Below are 5002 nucleotides of genomic sequence, written 5' to 3' on the forward strand. Positions count from 1 at the left end.
GGGCACCCAGGTGCCGCGATCCCATACGATCACCGATCCGGCGCCGTATTGCTTGGGCGGTATGTCGCCCTCGAAGCCGGCATAGTCGAGCGGATGGTCCTCGACATGGACGGCAATGCGCTTTTCCGCCGGATCGTAGCTGGGGCCTTTCGGCACCGCCCAACTGAGCAGCACTTCATCGAGCTCCAGCCGGAAGTCGTAGTGCAGGCGTCGTGCCCAATGCTTCTGGATAACGAAGCTCAGGCGTGCCGGCTTCTTGCGACGCTGTCGCCCTGCGACCGGTTCAGGGGTGACGCTGAAGTTACGCTTCTGTTCATAGCGCTCAAGCGCCGGCGACGGCGCCGTCCCGCGGCGCTTGGCCCTTGCCCTCGCTTGGGTCGTTGCCATCGCATGATGCCTCTCCGGATCTTCCTGCTCCACCGGCGAGTCACACGGCCACTTTACCTAGTGGTCACCGGGCGCGGCGGAGAGCATGGGAAGACTACCGGGGGCGGTCCATTTCCTGCCCGGGCTATCCCTTGATGTCGCGCGGATCGTTGCCGAACGAATTGCGCTCCCGAATCTGCCCATCGCGGCCGTGGATAAACAACTCGACCTGCTTCTGCTGGGCTCGCTCCCTGCCCGCCGCGATCGCTTCGTCCTGGGTGTCGAATGTCTCGCGGGCGTGGCCGCCCTCAGTCTCAACGGCCCAGCGGTCGTCAGCGGGGACCACGTGGATGTCTTGTCCGGGCATGGCTGTCTCCTGAAGTGATGGAGCCAGTCTGTGCCTGGCGATTAGGCGTCGCTATCAGGCGCTGTCCGACAAGAGAAAGCCCTTGGCCAGAGGTGGCGGCGGAAATTCGGACAGGCGGCTAAGTGGAAAGAGCTGGGGCCTGAGCCGGCCATAATGGCGGGCATAAAGGACCCAGAAGATGACGAAACGAAGCAGACGGACCCACTCGGCGACCTTCAAGGCGAAAGTCGCGCTGGCCGCGCTCAAGGGCGACAAGACGCTGGCGGAGCTGGCGCAGCAGTATGACGTGCATCCGAGCCAGATCACGGACTGGAAGCAGCAACTATTGGAGCGCGCCTCTGACCTGTTCGATGTGGGCGCGGCCAAAACGGCCGAGCCGCCGGTAGACGTGAAGTCGCTGCATGCGAAGATCGGCCAATTGACGTTGGAGAACGATTTTTTGCAAGGCGCGCTCGGCAAAGCGGGATTGCTGAGCGGAAAGCGATGATTGACCGCGATCACCCGCTGCCGGTGAGCCGGCAGGTCAAGCTGGTCGGCATTGCCCGATCGAGCGCGTACTACCAGCCGCGCCCGGTCAGCGAAGTGGTTCTGAAGCTGATGCGCCGGATCGACGAGCTGCATCTGGAGCATCCCTTCGCCGGCGCCCGCATGTTGGGCCGCCTGTTGCGGCGGGAAGACATTCAGGTCGGCCGCCGGCACGTGGCCACGCTGATGAAGCGCATGGGCATCGAGGCGCTGTATCGCCGGCCAAACACGAGCCGCAAGCATGCGGCGCACAAGATCTGGCCGTACCTGTTGCGCGACCGGAAGATCGACCGGGCCAACCAGACGTGGGCGCTGGACACGACTTACATCCCGATGGCGCGGGGCTTTGTGTACCTGACAGCGGTGGTGGACTGGGCCAGTCGCCGGGTGCTGGCCCACCGGGTGGCAATCACGTTGGAGCTGTCATGCCGTCGAGGCGCTGGAGGAGGCCTTTGCGAAATACGGCACGCCGGAGATCGTCAACACCGACCAGGGCAGCCAGTTCACCGCCACGGAGTTCACCGACGCCGTGCTCAACCGCGGCATCCTGCTGTCGATGGACGGCAAGGGCAGTTGGCGCGACAACGTGTTCGTTGAACGCCTTTGGCGCAGCGTCAAATACGAGGAGGTCTACCTGAAAGCCTACGACTCGGTCAGCCATGCGCGGCGCTCTATCGCTAACTACCTGACCTGGTACAACGAACGACGACCCCATTCCAGTCTGGCGGACCAGACCCCGGATGAGGCATACTTCGCCTCGCTGCCAGCAATCAAATCGGCAGCCTGACTGCCCCAGCGCTTCCACTTAAAAAGTCCGGACCCCTGTCCGAACAAACGGCGCCACCTCTGCCTGCCTGCCAAGGGCTCCAAATTTCGACAGGCAGTTCGCAGACCTGTCGCTGGGAATCGTCACATGCACAACGCTCACCTGCATCCCCTCCTTCGGGGGTGACCAGAAAACACACCAACCGGCCAGCGTTCCAAACGCGGCCGGGTAGGAGGCGGGGTCGCCCCCAAGGCATCAACGGCGTCATAGTGGGTGACCGAAACCGGCATATCTCCGCAAGCTAGCTCCTTCTCTGCCGTCGAAGTATCCCCGCACCCGGTGCACGAGGGCGCGGTGGCAAAGGCAGCTGGCGAATGCGGCAGCTCAAATCCGGAGCCCCTGGGTACCGCGGCGCTGCTGGCGTGGGAGGGAGTGTTTGGGTAGTCACGGTCATCATCCCAGCAATAGTTATGAGGATCGTGGCATAAGTGGGGGCGACACGATTTGTACGGAATGTGCCCGTTTTGTTCAGACGATTCCCGACGTGCCAATGCATTCGTGCAACTGGGACAGTATGGGCGGCCGGAGGCTACCGCCTGGCCATGACATCAGTCCGGGATGTCGCGCGGCTGCGGGGGAGGGCCTACAGCTTCTGCCCGGTATGCCGACCAGAAGTAGTGCGTATACCTTCCATGTTGCGCGCGCTTCTTTTCGATAAACAGCCGGACGGTACCGGCGTGCCCCCCCCCCTCAACTATCACCTTGTGGTGGTCTGCCGACTCGCGCGTAGCGGGGCCTAGCGCGTGCCCAGCGCAGCGGCGATGTACTGCCCGTGGATGCTGCCGAGGATGCCGTTCTCCGAGTGCGGCAGGCTCTCCCATTGGTTTCTGCCGGAAGGTGGCACCGGGCCGCCAGTTTGCTGTTGCCCATGGTTCAGATTTCCGTGCGGTTCAGCGCAAGATGAAGCGGACCGTGGTCGCATCCACTGCAGCCCATGGGCCTACGGCCAGGCGAATCAACTGGCCGTCCTCCCAGTAGGACAGGAAGTCGGGCCGCCACTTCAAGGCGCGCAACTGTCTTGGTTCCAAGCCGGTCACGACGAGGCCGCCAGCCATGGCCGCGATCGCCTCGCACGGCAACCGCAGCGCCTCGCTGTCCTCGCCGAAATAGTGAGCTTCGAGAAAGATGGTAGTGCTTGCGGCCATGTGGACGTTCAGTTGACGCGCTTCCAGGCGTCCTGGATCGCGCTGAAGGTGATCGGCACCACTTCGCTGCCCGAGAAGTCGGCAGGCGTGTCGTCCTTGGGGTAGCCCAGAAACGGCGAGGCCTTCAGCATGCGAAGCAGGTTCGGCGCATGCTTTCCCGATTGGCCCACCTCATGCATGACCCCAGTCTCTATTTGATGAATGAGCTTCCAAGTCAGGATGCCAGCGGCTCAGTGCTTGGCAACAATGGCTGGCGTGGCCTGGACGTGTGAGGAACCGGAATTCGCCGGACTGTGATTCCCAACAATTCAATCACTTAACATCTAATGCCGTCGCCGCTCGGCCGTCTCAGAACTGGAATTTGCCGGACTGCCGTGAAAAGAAGCGCGAATTAGCCGGACTGCTCCGCAGGCGCCCCTTGCACACAATTCGTGATCTTTCATCCCTACCTCGAAGTGCGACCTGGTTATCGGTGCTCTTGCCTGGCACTGGCTCTTGCCGACCCGTCATGCCGGATACACAAGAGCGAGGCGCTCCAGCATCGCCTTTCTCAACTCACTGGATCTCGACCCATAGTGCGCCTCTCGGTGATCATTGGGACAGAGTGCAACAACGTTCCGCTCGTTATCGCGCCCATCTTCGCTTAGCGGAATGACGTGATGCGTTTCTAGAAACAGTGCTCCAGAAGGGAGTAGGAAGCCCCGCTGTCCACAGTGCTCACAGGCCCCGCCTGCGCGACGCAAGACTGAATCGCGTACAAGCCGACTTCTTTCGTATTCGTTACGAGTAGCTTCGCGTCTGGTTGTTCCGCCTTCGTCATGCACGGTGTATTGGTCAACATAGCGTTCCGATGAGGATGCTATGCCATGACCCGCCTCCGACTGGGTGGTTGCCTTCGACGTCTCAGGTGCGGATACATCCGGTGCTGCCGTCTTGTCGGCGATAGTTGGCGCCGCGGGCTCGTGTCCGGTTAGACGACGAATAGTGGCCGTCCCGGTTTCCTTATCGTATGTTTCAATGCGCCAGCTATTGCTATCCAATGTGCGAAGCGCAACCGTAGATGATTGCTTTCCCAACGACTCCGCTGGTCTTCGTTGACCATCGACGATGATGACGCGGATAGGAAGCCTCTTGTCCCATGCCAGACGCAGTTTGGCGTCTAGGTTTCTCGCGCGCTCGGCTTGGCTGCGAGCACGCAGCCTAGTCTCTGGCTCTTCTTCATCGTCCTCCGTTACTTCTTCCAATCGCTCGGCAATGGAAAGACTATTCTGCTCAATCGCAATGCTCCGATCCTTGACGACCATGGACGCGTACCAGAGGCAAATGGCGATGGGCTCTCCATCTCCGCCAAATGCCCAGTTGTAGCAGTATGCGGGATTGCTGCGGGGGCGCACTGCGGGTGAGCCGTCATGTCTGGTGTGCCAAGGGGCAGTGCCGATGCCCGCTTTTGCTACCAGATCTACACAGCACTGCGCGTAGATGGCCTCAGAGCGGCCAATTCGGCCCGCAACGTGTTTGATGAGCGGTGTGCCTTGATATCTGCTAACTCGTCGCTTGCCAAGAAACCTTTGCGGAGTCGTTTGCACTGTTCTAAGAACTCTTTAGTTTGGCTGATCGCGAGACCGAAAATTGGCCAGTTGCTACCGTGTTTGTGGGCATTGCAGGACCGCGGGTACTTTGCTTTCTGCTTGTCTAGCCCCTCCATGTCAGGATAGATGTCGCCCCGCCGCCTTTCGATGAAGGACAATGGAGGGCGGAAGCGGTTGGAGAATG

The 5002-nt window shown here is 61.1% G+C and carries 6 protein-coding genes and 1 pseudogene; 1 reads left to right on the forward strand and 6 read right to left on the reverse strand.

Annotation, left to right across the window (positions count from 1 at the left end; all coding sequences use genetic code 11):
• Positions 1-387 (reverse strand): DNA polymerase ligase N-terminal domain-containing protein (locus J8I34_RS33220; RefSeq protein ID WP_305826469.1); only part of this gene is annotated, 387 nt, incomplete at its 3' end.
• A gap of 124 nt (positions 388-511) precedes the next feature.
• The gene (locus J8I34_RS33225) at positions 512-733 is read right to left on the reverse strand and encodes a DUF2188 domain-containing protein (protein WP_029050178.1); all 222 of its coding nucleotides are present in this window, start codon (positions 731-733) and stop codon (positions 512-514) included.
• A 178-nt stretch (positions 734-911) separates the two neighbouring features.
• Here J8I34_RS33225 and J8I34_RS33230 point away from each other — a divergent pair.
• Positions 912-2045: pseudogene (locus J8I34_RS33230) on the forward strand (IS3 family transposase).
• A gap of 929 nt (positions 2046-2974) precedes the next feature.
• Here the strand turns inward: J8I34_RS33230 and J8I34_RS33235 are convergent.
• The 4 genes from J8I34_RS33235 to J8I34_RS33250 form a co-directional block, all read right to left on the reverse strand.
• Positions 2975-3229 carry a hypothetical protein gene (locus tag J8I34_RS33235; RefSeq protein ID WP_209808437.1) on the reverse strand — a complete coding sequence of 85 codons (255 nt, stop codon included), beginning with the start codon at positions 3227-3229 and terminating at the stop codon, positions 2975-2977.
• An 8-nt stretch (positions 3230-3237) separates the two neighbouring features.
• On the reverse strand, positions 3238-3450 hold the full coding sequence (locus J8I34_RS35645) for a DUF2471 family protein (protein ID WP_371748197.1): 213 nt from the start codon (positions 3448-3450) through the stop codon (positions 3238-3240).
• Between the two features lie 285 nt (positions 3451-3735).
• Positions 3736-4533, reverse strand: coding sequence for an HNH endonuclease (locus J8I34_RS33245; RefSeq protein WP_209808438.1), 798 nt, complete (start codon positions 4531-4533; stop codon positions 3736-3738).
• 155 nt (positions 4534-4688) lie between these two features.
• On the reverse strand, positions 4689-5002 hold a 314-nt coding region (locus tag J8I34_RS33250; RefSeq protein ID WP_209808440.1), incomplete at its 5' end, for a hypothetical protein.

Origin of the sequence: Cupriavidus phytohabitans (assembly GCF_017815025.1) — a bacterium.
Lineage (GTDB): Bacteria > Pseudomonadota > Gammaproteobacteria > Burkholderiales > Burkholderiaceae > Cupriavidus.